Raw genomic sequence first — 16,365 nt, 5'->3', positions numbered from 1 at the left:
ATGCCGGTGGACGCGGCCCCGCGCATCGTTGTCGGCATCACGGGAGCGTCCGGAGCGTTGTATGGCGTGAAGCTGCTGGAGCGCCTGAAGGCGCTAGGCGCGTACACGCACCTGGTGGCGACGCCGGCCGGGGTGCTCAACGTGCACCACGAGCTGGGGCTGGACCGGGCCGGGCTGGAAGCCCTGGCCAGCGAATCGCACGCTGCCGGCGACATCGGCGCCTGCATCGCCAGCGGCAGCCACCGCGTCGAGGCGATGGTCGTCGCCCCGTGCTCGATGAAGTCGCTGGCCGCGATCGCCCATGGCTTTGGCGACAACCTGCTGACCCGCGCGGCCGATGTCACGCTGAAGGAGCGCCGCCGCCTGGTGCTGATGGTGCGCGAAACGCCATTCAACCTGGCCCACCTGCGCAACATGACGGCGGTGACCGAAATGGGCGCGGTCGTGTTCCCGCCGCTGCCGGCGTTCTACCACCGGCCACAAACCATCGATGAGCTGGTCGCCGACACGGTCGAGCGGGTGATCGAGTTGATGGGCGTGGGCCATGCCACGCCGCAGCGCTGGTCAGGCCTTTGAGGCCGACGCTGGCACCGACGGCTCGACCACCATCCACTGCTTGCGGGCCCCCAGCACCGCGTTGGGGTATTCAGGCCGGCCGCGGCTGCCGTTGTAGCGGCCCAGCGCCATGAACAGGTCGCCCTGCTCACGCTCCAGGTAGTGGCGCAGGATCACGCAGCCGAAGCGCAGGTTGGTCTGCATGTGGAACAGGCGCGCCGGGTCGCCGTCGCCGATCAACTTGGCCCAGAAGGGCATCACCTGCATGTAGCCGCGCGCGCCGGCGACGCTGATCGCGTACTTGCGAAAACCGCTCTCGACCTGCACCAACCCCAGCACCAGCTCGGGCTGCAGGCTCGCGCGCTTGCTCTCGTACCACAGGGTCTCGAGAAACTCGATGCGCGTTTGCTGCTCGGCCTTGCGGGGCTTGAGCTTGTCGCTCATCGCCCCCAGCCAGCGCAGGTAGACCAGCCGGTCTTCGATGCGCGCAAAGCTGGGCCGCGGCGGGGCGCTGTTGGCCACAGCGGCCGACAACGCGGTGCGCACCGCGTCGGCCAGCGGCTCTTCGGCCTGGGTGCCGGCCATGGCGCCGCGCCAGGCGGCGGGGCCGAGCAGGGTGGTGGCTGCAGCCGCCCGCAGGCAGGCGCGGCGCCCCGGGAGAGCTGCGCCGCCGTCCATCAAAGGGCCAGGCGCGCCTTCACGGTCGCACCCACGTCGGCCACCGCGATCTTGCTGGCTTCAGCGTCGCGTCGGCCCTGCACTTCGAGCAGGCCCTCTTTCAGGCCGCGGTCGGAGATGACCACGCGCAACGGCACGCCGACCAGCTCCCAGTCGGCGAACATCGCGCCGGGGCGCTCGCCGCGGTCGTCCAGCAGCACATCGACGCCGGCCGCGATGAGCTCGTCGTGCAGCTTGTCCGCCGCCGCCTTCACGTCGGCCGAGCGGTCGTAGCCGATCGGGCAGATAACGGTCGCGAAAGGCGCGATCGAAGCCGGCCAGATGATGCCGCGCTCGTCGTGGTTCTGCTCGATCGCGGCACCCAGGATGCGGGTGACGCCGATGCCGTAGCAGCCCATTTCCATCGGCTGCGGCTTGCCGGTTTCGTCCAGGTAGTTGGCGTTCATCGCGCCCGAATACTTGGTGCCGAGGTAGAACACGTGGCCAACCTCGATGCCGCGCTGGATCGCCAGCGTGCCCTTGCCGTCGGGCGAGGGATCACCAGCGACGACGTTGCGGATGTCAGCCACCAGGTCAGGCTCTGGCAGATCGCGGCCCCAGTTGACGCCGGTGAGGTGGAAGTCGGCCTCGTTGGCACCGCAGACGAAATCGGCCATGTTCGCGACCGTGCGGTCGGCGATGACCTTGACCGGCTTCTTCAGCCCGATCGGGCCCAGGTAGCCGGGCTTGCAGCCGAAGTGATCGTCGATCTCGGCGGCGGTCGCAAAGCGGTAGCCCCCCTTCAGGCCCGGGAGCTTGCCGGCCTTGATTTCGTTCAGGTCATGGTCGCCGCGCACCAGCAGCAGCCACACCGTCGTCTTGACGATGTCGCCCTTGTCGTTGAGCTCGTCGGTCGCCAGCACCAGCGACTTGACGGTCTGCGCCAGCGGCAAGCCCAGCAGCTGGGCCACATCGGCGCAGGTGCTCTTGCCCGGCGTCGGCGCCTTGGTCAGGGCCTGGGTGGCGGCACCACGCTCGGCCGACAGCGCCAGTGCCTCGGCCAGCTCGATGTTGGCGGCGTAGTCGCTGGTCGGGCAGTAGACCAGCGCGTCTTCGCCGGTGTCGGCGATGACCTGGAACTCGTGCGACGCGTCGCCGCCGATCGCCCCGGTGTCGGCCGCCACGGCGCGGTACTGCAGGCCGAAGCGATCGAAGATCGCGCAATAGGCCTTGTACATCGTCTCGTAGCTCTTTAGCGCCGAAGCCTTGTCACGGTCGAACGAGTAAGCGTCCTTCATCGTGAACTCGCGGCCGCGCATCACGCCAAAGCGCGGCCGGCGCTCGTCGCGGAACTTGGTCTGGATGTGATAGAAATTCTTCGGCAGCTGCTTGTAGCTGCGCAGCTCTTGTCGGGCGATGTCGGTGATGACCTCTTCGCTCGTGGGCTGGATGATGAAGTCGCGGTCGTGCCGGTCCTTCACGCGCATCAGCTCGGGGCCATAGGCCTGGAAGCGGCCGGTCTCCTGCCACAACTCGGCCGGCTGAACGACCGGCATCAGCAACTCGACCGCGCCAGCACGGTTCATCTCGTCGCGGATGATGGCCTCGACCTTGCGGATCACCCGCAGGCCCATCGGCATGTAGTTGTAGATGCCAGCGCCCAGGCGCTTGATCATCCCGGCGCGCATCATCAACTGATGGCTGACCACCTCGGCGTCGGCGGGCGCTTCCTTGAGCGTGGAGATGAAGAACTGGCTGGCTTTCATGGGCGGCTTGTCAGGGGCGAATCGACCGCGGCGCGCGCTTCGGGAAAGCGAGGGCCTGTGCCCTGTGTGCCGCCGGTGCTATATTGATTTCAGTTCAAAAATTGGGGTTTGATTATGCTCGACCGGGAGGGCTACAGGCCTAACGTCGGCATCATCCTGCTCAACGCCCGCAACCAGGTGTTTTGGGGCAAGCGTTTGCGCACCCATTCCTGGCAGTTCCCGCAAGGGGGCATCAAGTACGGCGAATCGCCTGAGCAGGCGATGTTTCGCGAGCTGCACGAAGAAGTGGGCCTGTTGCCCGAGCATGTGCAGATTCTGGCACGCACCCGTGACTGGCTTCGCTACGAGGTCCCGGATCACTTCATCCGCAAGGATGCGCGCGGCCATTACAAGGGTCAGAAACAGATCTGGTTTCTGTTGCGCCTGATGGGGCGCGACAGCGACATGAATTTGCGCGCCACCGACCACCCCGAATTCGACGCCTGGCGTTGGAATGAATACTGGGTGCCGCTGGATGTGGTGATCGAATTCAAACGCGGGGTTTACCAGATGGCGCTGACCGAATTGGCGCGCTTTCTGCCGAAGGTGAACCACCACAACCGCTACCTGCGCAGCGGCATGCGTCCGCACGCGCGCGACGATCGGCGGCGCGGCGAGTTGGTCGACGAAACCTTGCCTGGCGAAAACCCGGTGGAGCCGCCGGGCGAAGGGCACAACGGGACCAGCGGGCCGCATTGACGCAGACGGCGCCGGCCGGGTCAGCCGGCAGCTCTTGACGCATCCCTGCCGCCAGACCCGGGGGCGCTGCAAGACGCGCCTTCGATGATTCAGGCGGGTTGATCCGTCGTGGGTCTCGCCGCCACACGGCGCTCGCTCAGGCGAGCACCATGTTGTCTCGGTGGATCAGTTCGGGTTCGCTGGCGTAGCCGAGCAGGCCCTCGATCTGCGACGAAGGCTTGCGGGCAATCAGCCTCGCTTCACCGCTGGAGTAGTTGGCAAGCCCCCGCGCCACCTCGACGCCAGCCACCGAACGCACCGCGATCACGTCGCCACGGTGGAATTCGCCCTCCACCTCGACCACGCCGATCGGCAGCAGGCTCTTGCCCTCGTCGCGCAGCTTGATCACCGCACCGTCGTCGACCCGCACCGCGCCACGCAGCTGCAGGTGGTCGGCCATCCACTGCTTGCGCGCCGCGAGTTTGGGGGTGCCCGCCAGCAAGGCGGTGCCGATGGCTTCGCCGGCGGCCAGGCGCAACAACACGTCCGGCTCGCGGCCCCAGGCGATCACCGTGCTGGCGCCGCTGCCGGCCGCGCGCTTGGCCGCCAGCACCTTGGTGATCATGCCGCCGCGGCCGATGCTGGAGCCGGCGCCACCGGCCATGGTCTCCAATGCCGGGTCACCTGCCTCGGCCTCGTCAATGAAGCGGGCCGACGCATCCTTGCGAGGATCGGCCGTATACAGCCCCCGCTGGTCGGTCAGGATCACCAGCGCATCGGCTTCGACCAAGTTGGCCACCAAGGCCCCGAGCGTGTCGTTGTCGCCGAACTTGATTTCATCGTTGACGACCGTGTCGTTCTCGTTGATGACCGGGATGACCTTCAAACCCAGCAGCGTCAACAACGTTGAACGCGCGTTGAGGTAGCGCTCGCGGTCGGCCAGGTCGGCGTGCGTCAGCAGCACCTGCGCACTGCCCATGCCGTGGGCCGACAGCTTGCGCTCATACATCTGCGCCAGGCCCATCTGGCCGACGGCGGCCGCAGCCTGCAGTTCGGGCAGCTCTTTCGGCCGCGTGGCCCAGCCCAGGCGCTTCATGCCCTCGGCGATCGCGCCGGACGAGACCATCACCACCTCACGGCCCTGCGCGGCCAGCGCGGCCAGTTGGCGGCACCAGTTGTCGATCGCATCGGCGTCGACGCCGCGGCCTTCGTTGGTGACGAGGCTGGAGCCGACCTTGACGACGATGCGGCGCGCCGCGTGCAGGGCGCCCGCCGTCACACCGCCCCCTCGCCGTCGACGTTGTCGAAGCGCGGGTCTGGCTCGGGCGGCGGCTTGCTCTGCTCGGCAGCCACGTGCTCCCAGATCGCGTGGATCAAGGGCTGCAAGCCTTCGCGGGCCAGGGCCGAGATCTCGAAGACCGGGCCTTTCCATTTGTAGCGCTTGACGAAATCCTTGACACGCTTGGCCCGCTCTTCGGCCGGCACCATGTCGAGCTTGTTCAGCACCAGCCAACGCGGTTTGTCGAGCAGCGATGCCCCCGGCCGCGGCACGCGCCGATTGCCACCGAGCTCGGCCTGCTCGGCATCGGACAGCTCGGGCGCCATCGCCGATGCCTCGTCGTACTTGCGCAGTTCTTCGACGATGGCCTTCGCTTGCGCGACCGGATCGACCGATTCGTCGAACGGCGCCATGTCGACCACATGCAGCAGCAAGCGGGTGCGCTGCAGGTGCCGCAAGAACAGATGGCCCAGGCCCGCCCCCTCGGAAGCACCTTCGATCAGGCCGGGAATGTCGGCCACGACAAAGCTCTTCTCGGGCCCGACGCGCACGACACCGAGGTTCGGGTGCAGCGTCGTGAACGGGTAGTCGGCGATCTTCGGCCGCGCGTTCGAGACCGCGGCGATCAAGGTCGACTTGCCGGCGTTGGGCATGCCCAGCAGGCCCACGTCGGCGAGCACGCGCAGTTCCAGCCTGACCTTGAAGGCCTCGCCCGGCCAGCCGGGGGTCTTCTGGCGCGGCGCGCGGTTGGTGCTGGTCTTGTAATGCAGGTTGCCGAAACCACCGTCGCCGCCTTTGGCCAGCAGCACCGGCACGTCGGGCTCGATCAGCTCGGCCATCACGCGACCGGTTTCGATGTCGGTGATGATCGTGCCGACCGGCATGCGCAGCGTGATGTCGTCGGCAGCGGCACCGAAACAGTCCGAGCCACGGCCAGCTTCACCGTTCTTCGCCTCATGGCGCCGGGCGTAGCGGTAGTCGATCAGGGTGTTCAGGTTGCGGTCGGCCACCGCCCAGACGCTGCCGCCGCGGCCGCCGTCGCCGCCATCGGGCCCGCCGAAGGGGATGAATTTTTCACGCCGGAAGCTCGCGCAGCCGGCCCCGCCGTTGCCGGCAGCGATGTCGATGGTGGCTTCGTCAACGAACTTCATGATGGAGCGGATGGTAGCGAATGGAACGCCGGGCCTTCGAATCTCCCAGACGTGAAAAAGCCCCGGCAAGCCGGGGCTTTGCAGCAGCAGCAGCGTGCGCCGGGATTACAGCGGCGTGACGCTGACGGTGTGGCGGTTCAACTCGCCCTTGACCGCGAACGACACGGTACCATCGACCAGCGCAAACAGCGAATGGTCACGGCCCATGCCGACGTTCGTGCCGGCGTGGAACTTGGTGCCGCGCTGGCGGACGATGATCGAGCCGGCCGGAATGACCTGACCGCCGAACACCTTCACGCCGAGCATCTTGGGCTGGGAGTCACGGCCGTTCCGGGTGGAACCGCCGCCTTTTTTCTGTGCCATGGTTCAGAACTCCTGCTTCGGCTTGTCAGCCGTTGACCGCGCTGATTTCCAGCTCGGTGTAGTGCTGGCGGTGACCGCCGTGCTTCTGGTAGTGCTTGCGGCGACGCATCTTGAAGATGCGCACCTTGTCGTGCCGACCATGCGCCACCACGGTGGCCTTCACGCTCGCGCCGCTCACCAGGGGGGTCCCGACCGTCAAAGCCGCGCCGTCGCCGACGGCCAGCACTTGATCAATCACGATTTCCTGGCCAACGTCCGCAGCAATCTGTTCTACCTTGATCTTTTCGCCGGCTGCAACCTTGTATTGCTTGCCACCGGTTTTTATGACCGCGTACATATGTGCCCTTCGAAATTTTTGCAGGGAGCCTGCAAAAAGCCCTCGCGCACGGCAGGAACAGCCGCGCACGCCCGCCCGGACCATCCCGAGCGAAGCCCAAAATTATAGCAAACCCTGACTCGCGCCCGCAAGGACGCCAAGGCCCGGCCCGAGCGCTCGCCAGGGTCTTCCTATAATCTGCGGCTTTTGCCGCCTGCGGACCGCGCATTCTTCCTCATGCCTGCCACGGACACCTCTTTGCCGGCCGCCCCGCCGATGGACTTCATTGCCGAAGGCATGGCCCAGGTCGACGAGGTCATCCGCACCCGGCTGGCGTCGGACGTGGCGCTGATCGAGCAGATCTCCCACTACATCATCGGCGCCGGCGGCAAGCGGATCCGCCCTCGGTTGGTGCTGCTGTTTGCCGAGGCGCTGGGGCATCAAGGGCCCGAGCCCTACGAGGCGGCCGCCATCGTCGAGTTCATCCACACCGCCACGCTGTTGCATGACGACGTGGTGGACGAGTCGTCGCTGCGGCGCGGTCGCGCAACGGCCAACGCGCTGTTCGGCAATGCCGCCAGCGTGCTGGTCGGCGACTTTCTGTATTCGCGCGCCTTCCAGATGATGGTGTCGTTGAACCGCATGCGCGTGCTCGATGTGCTGGCCGATGCCACCAACGTCATCGCCGAGGGCGAGGTCCTGCAGTTGATGAACATGCATGACCCCGACCTCGCCGTTGCCGACTACCTGCGGGTGATTCGCTACAAGACCGCCAAGCTGTTCGAGGCCAGTGCGCGCCTGGGCGCCGTCATCGCCGGCGCACCATCCGACATTGAAGAGGCCTGCGCCGACTATGGTCGCGCCCTGGGCACCGCCTTCCAGCTCGTCGATGACCTGCTCGACTACGAAGGCGATACACAAGCCCTGGGCAAGAACGTGGGAGACGATTTGCGCGAGGGGAAGCCGACGCTGCCGCTGCTGGTGGCGATGGAGCGCGGCACGCCAGAAGAGCGGTCGCTGATCCGTCACGCCATCGAACACGGCGAGGTCGAGCGCCTGCCGGAAATCGTCGCCGTCGTTCGCCGCACCGGCGCCTTGCAGGCAACCCGCGACGCCGCGCGCACCGAAGCGCAACGGGCCCGCGAACGACTTTTTGTGCTGCCCCCTTCGAGGGCCCGCGAAGCTCTGCTAGAATTCTCTGCTCGGTCGGTTGAGCGCTCCTCGTAGCGCAAGAAAACGCAACACGACAAGAGACATCGGGGTGTAGCTTAGCCTGGTAGAGCGCTACGTTCGGGACGTAGAGGCCGGAGGTTCGAATCCTCTCACCCCGACCAGAAATTCTGGTTTCCAACTGTCACGCGACTGCGCCCGCTCGGGTGCCTGAATGTCTCGCCAGGGACACGAAGCGTGACCAGGTGTTCATGGGAGCGCCCCAGGCGCACTCTCCACGATTTACAGGCTCTGTTGGTTCGGCGATGATGACCGATCATGGTCTTTCTGCGCCCTGACGGTGCGTGCTTGTGGATACCCTGATCGAAGCCCCTTCTTCCGCGCTGTCCGGCGTCGCACGCGTGCTGGTCCATGGTGGGAAACTGAAAGTCCAACGGGCTGAAGAACTCACCGCGGCGGCGCGTGACAAACGCATCAGTTTCGTTGCCGCCTTGATGGACGCGGGGGACATGACGCCCTCGAGCTTGGCGCACAACCTGTCGGCAGCACTCGCCGTGCCGTTGCTGGACCTGGATGCGGTCGACCCTCAGCGCCTGCCTCGCACCATCCTCGATGCGAAGCTGATCACCCAGTACAAGGTGCTGCCGCTGAGCAAGCGCGGCAGCCGCCTGTTCCTGGCTTGCGCTGACCCGACGGACCAGGAAGCGAGTGAGCGCATCAAGTTCGCCACCCAGCTCGCCCCCGAGTGGGTGCTGGTCGAGTACGACAAGCTCAGCAAGCAGATCGACTCGCAGGCGGCGCCAGCATCTCAGGCCCTGGAGGCCATCGCCAACGCCGATTTCGATTTCGACGTCACGGAAGAGGACACGGCCCCCGCCGCGGCGGCCGACGTCACGACAGAGGTCGAGGACGCCCCGGTTGTCCGCTTCCTGCAGAAGATGCTGGTCGACGCGATCAACATGCGCGCATCCGACCTGCACTTCGAACCGTACGAGTTCAACTACCGGGTGCGTTTTCGCGTCGACGGCGAACTGCGCGAAATCACCCAGCCGCCGATCGCGATCAAGGACAAGCTGGCGTCACGCATCAAGGTGATTTCGCGGCTGGACATTTCCGAGAAGCGTGTGCCGCAAGACGGCCGCATGAAGCTCCGCTTCGGCAACAAGTCGATCGACTTTCGGGTCAGCACGCTGCCCACCCTGTTCGGCGAGAAGATCGTGATCCGGATTCTCGATTCGTCGAGCGCGAAGCTGGGCATCGAGGCGCTGGGCTACGAGCCCGCCGAGAAAGAACGGCTGCTGCACGCCATCCATCGCCCGTATGGCATGGTGCTGGTCACCGGCCCCACCGGCAGCGGCAAGACCGTCTCGCTCTACACCTGCCTCAATATCCTGAACCAGCCGGGCGTCAACATCGCCACGGTGGAGGATCCGGCCGAAATCAACCTGCCCGGCATCAACCAGGTCAACGTCAACGACAAGGCTGGCCTGAATTTCGCCGTGGCGCTGAAATCGTTCTTGCGCCAGGATCCAGACATCATCATGGTCGGTGAAATCCGCGACCTCGAAACGGCCGACATCGCCATCAAGGCCGCCCAGACGGGTCACATGGTGATGTCGACGCTGCACACCAACGACGCACCGTCCACGCTGACTCGTCTGCTGAACATGGGCGTGGCCCCGTTCAACATCGCCTCCAGCGTGCTGTTGATCACCGCGCAGCGCCTGGTCCGCAAGCTGTGCGAGAACTGCAAGAAGCCGGGCGACTACCCGCGCAGCGCCCTGCTGAAGGCCGGCTACGCTGAGAGCGATCTCGATGGCAGTTGGGTGCCCTACAAGTCCGTGGGCTGCAGCAGCTGCAACAACGGCTACAGGGGCCGGGTGGGCATCTACCAGGCGATGCCGATCACCGAGGAAATCCAGCGCATCATCCTGTCCCTGGGTTCGTCGGTCGATATCGCCGCGGCGGCCCAGCGCGACGGCGTGCGCGACCTTCGCCAGTCAGGGCTGTTGAAGGTGCGGCTGGGCGCCACTTCGCTCGAGGAAGTGATCGCCGCCACCAATGAGTGAGCGGCAAGCCATCACAATCACGACAACACGTACATCGATCAATTGGGGATCGGCCGGAGGCTCAATGGCAACTGCAGTAGCGGCGAAAGACGTCAAGGAATTCATCTTCGAGTGGGAAGGCAAGGACCGCAACGGCAAGATCGTGCGCGGCGAACTGCGCTCGGGAGGCGAAGCTGCGGTCAGTGCGAGCCTGCGTCGCCAGGGCGTGATGGTGACCAAGGTCAAGAAGCGCCGCTCGGGCGGCGGCAAGGCCATCAAGGCCAAGGACATCGCCGTCTTCACCCGCCAGTTGGCCACGATGATGAAGGCCGGCGTGCCGCTGCTGCAGGCATTCGACATCGTCGGCCGCGGCAGTCCGAACCCGCGCCTGACCCGGTTGCTGATGGAGATCCGTTCCGACGTGGAGACCGGTACCAACCTGTCGTCTGCGTTCCGGCGCCATCCGCAGTACTTCGACGCGCTGTACTGCAACCTGGTCGAAGCCGGTGAGGCGGGCGGTATTCTGGAAGAACTGCTGTCCCGCCTGGCGATGTACCAGGAAAAGACACTGGCGATCAAGCAGAAAGTCAAGTCCGCGATGATTTACCCAGTCTCGGTGCTGGTCGTCGCCTTCGTCGTGGTCACGGTGATCATGTTGTTCGTGATTCCCGCCTTCAAGGATGTGTTCAAGTCCTTCGGCGCCGAGCTGCCTGCGCCGACCTTGTTCGTGATGGCCATGAGCGACGTCTTCGTCAAATACTGGTGGCTGATCTTCGGTGTCCTTTTCGGTGGCGGCTACACCTTCATACAGACCTGGAAACGGTCGGAGAAGATGCAGTTCGCCATGGACCGGCTGCTGCTGCGCCTACCCATCTTCGGCGACCTGATCCGCAAGGCCATCATCGCGCGCTGGACGCGCACGCTGTCGACGATGTTCGCCGCCGGTGTGCCGCTGGTCGAGGCGCTGGATTCGGTGGGCGGCACCGCCGGCAACTCAGTCTACGCCCAGGCCACCCAGCAGATCCAGCGTGATGTCTCGACCGGCACCGCGCTGACCACGTCGATGACGCAGACCGGCGTGTTCCCGAACATGGTGCTGCAAATGGCCGCGATCGGCGAAGAGTCCGGTGCGCTCGACGACATGCTGTCGCGTGCCGCCGACTTCTACGAAGAAGAGGTCGACGAGATGGTCAAGGGCCTGTCGACGCTGCTGGAGCCGATCATCATCGTCTTCCTAGGCTCATTGATCGGTGGCATCGTGGTATCGATGTACCTGCCCATCTTCAAGCTCGGCCAGGTCGTCTAGCCCATGTCCGCTGAAGCACTGAGCCTGTGGCTGTCGCCACCGGTGCTGGGATTGCTCGGCCTTTGTGTCGGCAGCTTTCTGAACGTCGTTGCCCACCGCCTGCCCCGCATGATGGAGCGAGACTGGTGGACCGACATCGCGCACCAGCTGAGCGACGGCGAATCGTTCAAGCGTTGCTTCGGCCAGGAGGCGCCGAAGGCGCTGGCCGCCACGGCTGGCGAGCTCGAGAAGGGCATCGACGGGTTGGCGCCGTACGGCCTGTCGACACCACGCTCGGCATGCCCGGCCTGTGGGCACCAGATCACGTGGTACGAGAACATTCCGCTGCTCAGCTGGCTGTGGCTGCGCGGCCGCTGCTCGGCATGCAAAACGCCCATTTCGCCGCGCTACCCATTGCTCGAGTTGTTGACCGCGGCCTTGTTTGCCGCAGTCGGCTGGCGCTTCGGTGCCCAACCGGTGGCCTTGCTGTGGTGTGCGGTCCTGGCCACCCTGGTGGCGCTGGCGGCCATCGACTGGGACACCACCTTGCTGCCTGATTCGATGACGCTGCCGCTGCTGTGGGCCGGCCTGGTGGCCGCCGCCATGGGCTGGACGGTGCCCTTGCGCGACGCGCTCTGGGGCGCGCTGGCCGGCTACTTGTCCTTGTGGTCCATCTATTGGCTGTTCAAGAAGGCCACCGGCAAAGAGGGCATGGGCTTTGGCGACTTCAAACTGCTGGCGGCGCTCGGCGCTTGGCTGGGTTGGCACGCCATCCTGCCGATCGTCTTGATGGCCTCCGTGATCGGCGCTGTCGTCGGTATCGCGATGAAGCTCACCAGTGGGCTGCGGCAAGGTGGCTACGTGCCTTTTGGCCCCTTCCTGGCCGGTGGCGGGGTGGTGGTGATCCTGGCCGGCACCGACCGCGTGCTGGGCTGGATCGGGCAGTGATCGGGTCGCTGCCGGCGCGGCTGCGCGTCGGCCTCACCGGTGGCATCGGCAGCGGCAAGAGCACCGTCGCCGTCGCCCTGGCCCAACGCGGCGCGCTGATCGTCGACACCGACCAGATTGCGCGCCAATTGACAGCCCCTGCGGGAGTCGCCCTGCCCGCCATCGCGGCCACCTTCGGCGCGGCAATGATCGATTCGAGCGGGGCGCTCGACCGTGCCCGGATGCGGGCCGAGGTGTTCAGCGATCCCGCGGCGCGGCACAGGCTCGAAGCCATCCTGCATCCGCTGATCGGGCAGCAGGCCCAGGCGCAAGCCGCCAGCGCCGCGCCGGGCCAACCCGTTGTTTTCGACGTGCCGTTGCTGGCCGAATCCGCCCACTGGCGACAACGGGTCGATCGTGTGCTGGTCGTCGATTGCGATGAAAGCCTGCAGGTCCGGCGCGTCGTCCAGCGCTCAGGCTGGGCCGAGGCCGACGTGCGGCAGGTCATCGCGCAACAAGCCTCGCGCCGCTCGCGACGGGCCATTGCCGACGCGGTACTGGTCAACCACGAGGCCTTGGACCTGGGCACGCTGGATGCCCACGTCGGGCGGCTGTGGCAGCACTGGTGGCCCGACGCGGGCCCCACGCCCTTGAAACAGCAGTCGCTGTGAAACAATCGGTGTCGCCCCGGACTCAACCGTCCAGGGCACGGCTGCCGAGCAAGGACGACACGGTTTGGTTCTCTACGAATATCCCTTCAACGAAGGCATTCGCACGATGCTGCGACTGGAGCATCTGTTCGCGCGCTTGCATGCCCTGCTGCCGCGCGATGCCGCGGTCGATCACCATTTCGCGTTGGTCACGCTGTTCGAGATCATGGATGTCTCGTCTCGCGCCGACCTCAAGTCCGACCTGCTGAAAGAACTGGAGCGCCACAAGGCCCAGTTGCAGAGCTACCGCGGCAACCCCAGCGTCTCCGAAGCGGCGCTGGACGAAATCGTCGCCCGCATCGACCATGCCCACGCCGGCCTGAATCACCTGAGCGGCAAGGCCGGCCACACGCTCGTGTCCAACGACTGGCTGATGAGCATCCGCAGCCGCATCAGCATCCCCGGCGGCACCTGCTCGTTCGACCTGCCCGCCTACTACGCGTGGCAGCAGTTGTCGCCGGAGCAACGCCGAAACGACCTGACCCACTGGGTGGACACCCTGGTGCCACTGGCCGAGGCGCTGCTGTTGCTGCTGAACCTGCTGCGTGATGCCGGGGTGCCGCACCGCGTGGTCGCGCAAGCCGGCCAGTATCAGCAAAGCCTGCCGCCTGGGCGGGCGTATCAGCTGCTGCGCGTGCGCATCGACGAATCTCTGGGCCTGGTGCCCGAGATCAGCGGCCACCGGCTGATGGTCTCGGTGCGCTTGATGCGCGCCGACGCCGAGGGCCGGCTCAAGGCCTACCACGGCGATGCCACCTTCGACCTCGCGCTGTGCGCTTGAGCGCCACACCATGTCAGACCCCTCCCCGCCTCCCGCAGCGTCGTCGCCAGCCAAGAAGCGCATGGTGCCCTGCCCCAACTGCCGGGCGCCCGCGCTGTTCTCGCCCGCCAACCCCTACCGGCCTTTTTGCAGCGCCCGTTGCCAAGGGCACGACTTCGGCGCCTGGGCCAACGAGGCCTATCGCGTCGGCGCCAATCCGCCGCCGGACGACAAGGAATAGGGCGCGCAGGCGCGCGGCGCCGGTTGGCAAAGCCAGGTGCCCTCAGCCTCTTGAAAGCTGAAGCCCGATCCCTATAATCATTGTTAGCACTCGAATCGCTGGAGTGCTAGCAGCCAGCGATCAGAGCAGCCTTGCTAGGCGCTCAGTTTCGTGAGCGCCTTTTGTGAATGAGCGCCAACTTCGTTGGAACTCGGCACCCCGTCTTACTGCAAACGCACCAAGGAGATGCAATGAAGCTTCGTCCGTTGCACGATCGCGTGATCGTCAAGCGCCTGGAAAACGAAACCAAGACTGCCTCGGGCATCGTCATCCCCGACAACGCCGCCGAGAAGCCCGACCAGGGTGAGGTGCTGGCCGTCGGCCCGGGCAAGCGCAACGACAAGGGCGACTTCGTGGCCCTGAACATCAAGGTCGGCGACCGCGTCCTGTTCGGCAAGTACTCGGGCCAGACCGTCAAGGTCGATGGCGAGGAGCTGCTGGTCATGAAGGAAGACGACCTCTTTGCAGTGGTGGAGAAGTAAATCGCCCTGAGCGATTTGTTTTCGTCGCAGGCCTGACTTGGCCAAGCCAAGTCAAGTCAAGGGTCGCCAGGTCCGGCCGCCGACAGAAGTCCACGAACACACATCTACTGAATTCGGAGTAATCAAACATGGCAGCAAAAGACGTCATCTTTGGCGCAGACGCCCGTCACCGCATGGTCGAAGGCGTGAACATCCTGGCCAACGCGGTCAAGGTCACGCTGGGCCCCAAGGGCCGCAACGTCGTGCTCGAGCGCTCGTTCGGCGCCCCCACCGTCACCAAGGACGGTGTCTCGGTGGCCAAGGAAATCGAGCTGAAGGACAAGCTCCAGAACATGGGCGCGCAGATGGTCAAGGAAGTCGCTTCCAAGACCAGCGACAACGCCGGTGACGGCACCACCACCGCCACCGTGCTGGCCCAGGCCATCGTGCGCGAAGGCATGAAGTACGTGGCCGCCGGCATGAACCCGATGGACCTGAAGCGCGGCATCGACAAGGCCGTGCTGTCGCTGACGGAAGAGCTGAAGAAGGCCTCCAAGCCCACCACCACCAGCAAGGAAATCGCCCAGGTCGGCACGATCTCGGCGAACTCCGACGAGTCGATCGGCAAGATCATTGCCGACGCGATGGACAAGGTCGGCAAGGAAGGCGTCATCACCGTCGAAGACGGCAAGAGCCTGAACAACGAGCTGGACGTGGTCGAAGGCATGCAGTTCGACCGCGGCTACCTGTCGCCGTACTTCATCAACCAGCCCGAAAAGCAAGTTGCCCTGTTGGACAACCCCTTCGTGCTGCTCTACGACAAGAAGATCAGCAACATCCGCGACCTGCTGCCCACGCTGGAGCAAGTGGCCAAGTCGGGCCGTCCGCTGCTGATCATCGCCGAAGAAGTCGAAGGCGAAGCGCTGGCGACCCTGGTGGTCAACACCATCCGCGGCATCCTGAAGGTCGTCGCCGTCAAGGCCCCGGGCTTCGGCGACCGCCGCAAGGCCATGCTGGAAGACATCGCCATCCTGACCGGTGGCAAGGTCATCGCCGAAGAAGTGGGCCTGTCGCTCGAGAAGGTCACGCTGGCTGACCTGGGCCAGGCCAAGCGCGTCGAAGTGGGCAAGGAAAACACCACGCTGATCGACGGCGCCGGTGCCGCTGCCGACATCGAAGCCCGCGTCAAGCAGATCCGCATCCAGATCGAAGAAGCCACCAGCGACTACGACCGCGAGAAGCTGCAAGAGCGCGTGGCCAAGCTGGCCGGCGGCGTGGCCGTCATCAAGGTCGGTGCTGCCACCGAAGTCGAGATGAAGGAAAAGAAGGCCCGTGTCGAAGACGCGCTGCACGCCACCCGTGCCGCCGTTGAAGAAGGCATCGTGGCCGGTGGTGGCGTCGCGCTGCTGCGCGCCCGCCAAGCTGCTGGCACGATCAAGGGCGACAACGCCGATCAAGACGCCGGCATCAAGCTGGTGCTCAAGGCCATCGAAGCCCCGCTGCGCGAGATCGTCTACAACGCCGGTGGCGAAGCCTCCGTCGTCGTGAACGCCGTGCTGGCCGGCAAGGGCAACTACGGCTTCAATGCCGCCAACGACACGTATGGCGACATGATCGAGATGGGCATCCTGGACCCGACCAAGGTGACCCGCACCGCGCTGCAGAACGCCGCTTCTGTCGCGTCGCTGATGCTGACCACCGAAGCGATGGTCGCCGAAGCGCCGAAGGAAGATGCCCCGGCCGGCGGCATGCCTGGCGGCATGGGCGGCATGGGCGGCATGGGCATGGACATGTAAGTCGGACGTGCGGCCTGCGGGCCGCACACCGGCGACACCGTTCGCCCGAGCGCCCTGCTCGAATCGACGACAAGGCCACCGTGAGGTGGCCTTTTTCATTGGCAGGTACCGCCCCAGACCCCGG

The 16,365-nt window shown here is 65.6% G+C and carries 17 protein-coding genes and 1 tRNA gene; 12 read left to right on the top strand and 6 right to left on the bottom strand.

Translation table 11 applies throughout. From position 1 onward, the window contains the following. Window positions 1–576 (top strand): UbiX family flavin prenyltransferase, encoded by a 576-nt coding sequence (locus ACE3SG_RS19510; RefSeq protein ID WP_374567799.1) that lies wholly within the window; start codon window positions 1–3, stop codon window positions 574–576. Here ACE3SG_RS19510 and ACE3SG_RS19505 read toward each other — a convergent pair. Both ACE3SG_RS19505 and ACE3SG_RS19500 read right to left on the bottom strand, forming a co-directional pair. Continuing rightward, window positions 565–1,233 (bottom strand): lytic transglycosylase domain-containing protein, encoded by a 669-nt coding sequence (locus tag ACE3SG_RS19505; protein ID WP_374567797.1) that lies wholly within the window; start codon window positions 1,231–1,233, stop codon window positions 565–567. The two genes, ACE3SG_RS19510 and ACE3SG_RS19505, sit on opposite strands and share 12 nt — an antisense overlap. After that, entirely contained in the window at window positions 1,233–2,978 is a 1,746-nt protein-coding gene (locus ACE3SG_RS19500; protein ID WP_374567796.1) for a proline--tRNA ligase, read from the bottom strand. Before ACE3SG_RS19500 ends, ACE3SG_RS19505 begins: the two co-directional genes overlap by 1 nt. A 114-nt stretch (window positions 2,979–3,092) precedes the next feature. Here ACE3SG_RS19500 and ACE3SG_RS19495 point away from each other — a divergent pair, with 114 nt between their 5' ends. Further along, complete coding sequence (locus ACE3SG_RS19495; protein ID WP_374567952.1) at window positions 3,093–3,716, top strand: RNA pyrophosphohydrolase; 624 nt, start codon at window positions 3,093–3,095, stop codon at window positions 3,714–3,716. A 136-nt stretch (window positions 3,717–3,852) separates the two neighbouring features. Here ACE3SG_RS19495 and proB read toward each other — a convergent pair whose 3' ends face one another. The 4 genes from proB to rplU form a co-directional block, all read right to left on the bottom strand. Next, window positions 3,853–4,974 (bottom strand): glutamate 5-kinase, encoded by a 1,122-nt coding sequence (gene proB, locus ACE3SG_RS19490; protein ID WP_374567794.1) that lies wholly within the window; start codon window positions 4,972–4,974, stop codon window positions 3,853–3,855. After that, window positions 4,971–6,125 carry an Obg family GTPase CgtA gene (gene cgtA, locus ACE3SG_RS19485; protein ID WP_374567793.1) on the bottom strand — a complete coding sequence of 385 codons (1,155 nt, stop codon included), beginning with the start codon at window positions 6,123–6,125 and terminating at the stop codon, window positions 4,971–4,973. Before cgtA ends, proB begins: the two co-directional genes overlap by 4 nt. 105 nt (window positions 6,126–6,230) lie before the next feature. Beyond that, complete coding sequence (gene rpmA / locus ACE3SG_RS19480; RefSeq protein WP_329722106.1) at window positions 6,231–6,488, bottom strand: 50S ribosomal protein L27; 258 nt, start codon at window positions 6,486–6,488, stop codon at window positions 6,231–6,233. Window positions 6,489–6,513: 25 nt separating this feature from the next. Beyond that, entirely contained in the window at window positions 6,514–6,825 is a 312-nt protein-coding gene (rplU, locus tag ACE3SG_RS19475) for a 50S ribosomal protein L21 (protein ID WP_329722104.1), read from the bottom strand. A gap of 216 nt (window positions 6,826–7,041) precedes the next feature. On the opposite strand from rplU, the gene ACE3SG_RS19470 reads away from it, so the two are divergent. From ACE3SG_RS19470 to groL, 10 genes are all read left to right on the top strand, one after another. Continuing rightward, on the top strand, window positions 7,042–8,031 hold the full coding sequence (locus ACE3SG_RS19470) for a polyprenyl synthetase family protein (RefSeq protein WP_374567951.1): 990 nt from the start codon (window positions 7,042–7,044) through the stop codon (window positions 8,029–8,031). Window positions 8,032–8,061: 30 nt separating this feature from the next. Beyond that, window positions 8,062–8,138 (top strand) — tRNA-Pro (locus ACE3SG_RS19465). A 186-nt stretch (window positions 8,139–8,324) separates the two neighbouring features. Further along, window positions 8,325–10,043 (top strand): type IV-A pilus assembly ATPase PilB, encoded by a 1,719-nt coding sequence (gene pilB / locus ACE3SG_RS19460; protein WP_374567792.1) that lies wholly within the window; start codon window positions 8,325–8,327, stop codon window positions 10,041–10,043. A gap of 64 nt (window positions 10,044–10,107) precedes the next feature. Further along, window positions 10,108–11,328 (top strand): type II secretion system F family protein, encoded by a 1,221-nt coding sequence (locus ACE3SG_RS19455; RefSeq protein WP_374567790.1) that lies wholly within the window; start codon window positions 10,108–10,110, stop codon window positions 11,326–11,328. Window positions 11,329–11,331: 3 nt separating this feature from the next. Beyond that, window positions 11,332–12,255 carry an A24 family peptidase gene (locus ACE3SG_RS19450; RefSeq protein ID WP_374567789.1) on the top strand — a complete coding sequence of 308 codons (924 nt, stop codon included), beginning with the start codon at window positions 11,332–11,334 and terminating at the stop codon, window positions 12,253–12,255. Further along, the gene (gene coaE, locus ACE3SG_RS19445) at window positions 12,255–12,905 is read left to right on the top strand and encodes a dephospho-CoA kinase (protein WP_374567950.1); all 651 of its coding nucleotides are present in this window, start codon (window positions 12,255–12,257) and stop codon (window positions 12,903–12,905) included. Before ACE3SG_RS19450 ends, coaE begins: the two co-directional genes overlap by 1 nt. Before the next feature lie 64 nt (window positions 12,906–12,969). Further along, a complete protein-coding gene (gene zapD / locus ACE3SG_RS19440) occupies window positions 12,970–13,725 on the top strand; it encodes a cell division protein ZapD (RefSeq protein WP_374567788.1) in 756 nt (251 codons plus the stop codon). A gap of 10 nt (window positions 13,726–13,735) precedes the next feature. Continuing rightward, window positions 13,736–13,945 carry a DNA gyrase inhibitor YacG gene (locus tag ACE3SG_RS19435; RefSeq protein ID WP_374567786.1) on the top strand — a complete coding sequence of 70 codons (210 nt, stop codon included), beginning with the start codon at window positions 13,736–13,738 and terminating at the stop codon, window positions 13,943–13,945. Window positions 13,946–14,175: 230 nt separating this feature from the next. Further along, entirely contained in the window at window positions 14,176–14,466 is a 291-nt protein-coding gene (gene groES, locus ACE3SG_RS19430) for a co-chaperone GroES (protein WP_128197167.1), read from the top strand. 128 nt (window positions 14,467–14,594) lie between these two features. Then, window positions 14,595–16,241, top strand: a complete 1,647-nt coding sequence (groL, locus tag ACE3SG_RS19425) for a chaperonin GroEL (RefSeq protein ID WP_374567784.1) — start codon at window positions 14,595–14,597, stop codon at window positions 16,239–16,241. Window positions 16,242–16,365: the final 124 nt, after the last annotated feature.

Source organism: Ideonella sp. (assembly GCF_041914305.1).
Taxonomy (GTDB): domain Bacteria; phylum Pseudomonadota; class Gammaproteobacteria; order Burkholderiales; family Burkholderiaceae_C; genus Ideonella.
Note: the sequence above shows the minus strand (reverse complement) of the source record. Positions and strands in the feature narration are given on the sequence as shown.

Bases quoted from the DNA above. Each gene is read 5' to 3' on its own strand.
- ACE3SG_RS19455 (WP_374567790.1), top strand. From the start codon at position 10,108: ATGGCAACTGCAGTAGCGGCGAAAGACGTCAAGGAATTCATCTTCGAG.
- ACE3SG_RS19510 (WP_374567799.1), top strand. From the start codon at position 1: ATGCCGGTGGACGCGGCCCCGCGCATCGTTGTCGGCATCACGGGAGCG.
- ACE3SG_RS19505 (WP_374567797.1), bottom strand. From the start codon at position 1,233: ATGGACGGCGGCGCAGCTCTCCCGGGGCGCCGCGCCTGCCTGCGGGCG.
- ACE3SG_RS19500 (WP_374567796.1), bottom strand. From the start codon at position 2,978: ATGAAAGCCAGCCAGTTCTTCATCTCCACGCTCAAGGAAGCGCCCGCC.
- ACE3SG_RS19450 (WP_374567789.1), top strand. From the start codon at position 11,332: ATGTCCGCTGAAGCACTGAGCCTGTGGCTGTCGCCACCGGTGCTGGGA.
- ACE3SG_RS19470 (WP_374567951.1), top strand. From the start codon at position 7,042: ATGCCTGCCACGGACACCTCTTTGCCGGCCGCCCCGCCGATGGACTTC.
- groL (WP_374567784.1), top strand. From the start codon at position 14,595: ATGGCAGCAAAAGACGTCATCTTTGGCGCAGACGCCCGTCACCGCATG.
- rplU (WP_329722104.1), bottom strand. From the start codon at position 6,825: ATGTACGCGGTCATAAAAACCGGTGGCAAGCAATACAAGGTTGCAGCC.
- ACE3SG_RS19435 (WP_374567786.1), top strand. From the start codon at position 13,736: ATGTCAGACCCCTCCCCGCCTCCCGCAGCGTCGTCGCCAGCCAAGAAG.
- rpmA (WP_329722106.1), bottom strand. From the start codon at position 6,488: ATGGCACAGAAAAAAGGCGGCGGTTCCACCCGGAACGGCCGTGACTCC.
- groES (WP_128197167.1), top strand. From the start codon at position 14,176: ATGAAGCTTCGTCCGTTGCACGATCGCGTGATCGTCAAGCGCCTGGAA.
- cgtA (WP_374567793.1), bottom strand. From the start codon at position 6,125: ATGAAGTTCGTTGACGAAGCCACCATCGACATCGCTGCCGGCAACGGC.
- ACE3SG_RS19495 (WP_374567952.1), top strand. From the start codon at position 3,093: ATGCTCGACCGGGAGGGCTACAGGCCTAACGTCGGCATCATCCTGCTC.